This window comes from Geobacillus sp. PK12, from assembly GCF_004123125.1.
Taxonomy (GTDB): domain Bacteria; phylum Bacillota; class Bacilli; order Bacillales; family Anoxybacillaceae; genus Geobacillus; species Geobacillus zalihae.
On the sequence record NZ_SDKL01000084.1, the window covers coordinates 1 to 1,216 of the forward strand.

General features: G+C 51.2%; 1 protein-coding gene. It reads left to right on the forward strand.

Translation table 11 applies throughout. The annotated features are described in order from the left end of the window. Positions 1-102 precede the first annotated feature (102 nt). The coding region (locus ETR37_RS17710; RefSeq protein ID WP_129447609.1) for an IS4-like element IS5377 family transposase at positions 103-1,216 on the forward strand (1,114 nt) is incomplete at its 3' end.

Here is a 1,216-nt window from a genome sequence, read left to right on the forward strand (position 1 = left end):
AGGCGTGTTGATTATCCAATAAAATCCAAAGGGTATAGAAAAAAGAGCACCTTTCCTGTAGAATGTGAGTAGCGACACAAACAAACCCAGGAGGTGCTCTCTATGAACAAGCATACCACACTCCCGAATTTGATGCAAAAACTTGTTTCGGATGAAGAGATTCAACTGATTGCCGAAGCGGTTGGGTATCGTGATTCGTCTCGAACCTTTACGTTGCGCGAGTTGATTCACTTCTTCCTGCTGGCCGCCATGCATCAATGGAAAAGCTTTCGCCACGGAGCCGATGTGGGGCCTCTGTATGGATTGCCGCGATTCCATTATTCAACTGTATCCAAGAAAGCGAAAGAAGTTCCCTATGACATCATGAAACGCTTGTTGGCGTTGATCATTTCCAAGTGCAACCGCCAAACCCGCCGCTCGCTTCGGTTTCCCAAACCGCTTCGGGTGGTGGATTCGACGACCGTCACGGTCGGGAAAAACCGCCTGCCATGGGCTCCGTATCACGGCGAACGCGCCGGAGTGAAGCTGCACGTCGCGTATTCGCCGGAATCCTCGTTGCCGGCAGACGTGGTGGAAACGACCGGGCTGCGTCACGATGGCCCAGTGGGAGAACAGTTGACGAACCCTCAACAAGTGCTCGTGGAAGACCGGGCGTATTTCAAAATCGAACGCCTCGATCGATTTGTGGAGCAGCATCAGCTCTTTGTCATTCGGATGAAGGACAACATCGAACTTCATCAGAAAAAAAGCTTGAAACGCCTTTCCAGCACATCCTCATCGGTTCAAGCCGACTTCACGTGCCAGTTGGGGACGAAACAATGCCGCTCCACCAAGCGTCACCGGGTGGTGATCTTTCGAGATGCGAATGGCCGCGACATTCGGGTCGTGACGAACCTCTTCCATGCGTCTGCGGAAACCATTGCCGACATGTACCAACAACGTTGGACTGTTGAGGTCTTTTTCCGTTGGGTGAAGCAATATCTGAATGTCCCGACCTTGTTTGGCACGACGGAAAATGCGGTATACAACCAACTGTTTGCGGCGTTCATCGCGTATGTGTTGCTGCGATGGCTGTATGATCAAACCAAAAAACAGACGAACGTCTCTCTTTCCTTCATTTCGTTCGTTCGCCGTTTTTTCTCTGGGCAGCTTCCTCTCGATTGGAAATCCGGGATGGCCGCTGCTTTGTTTGAGTATGCCCAAATTTATGGAAGGC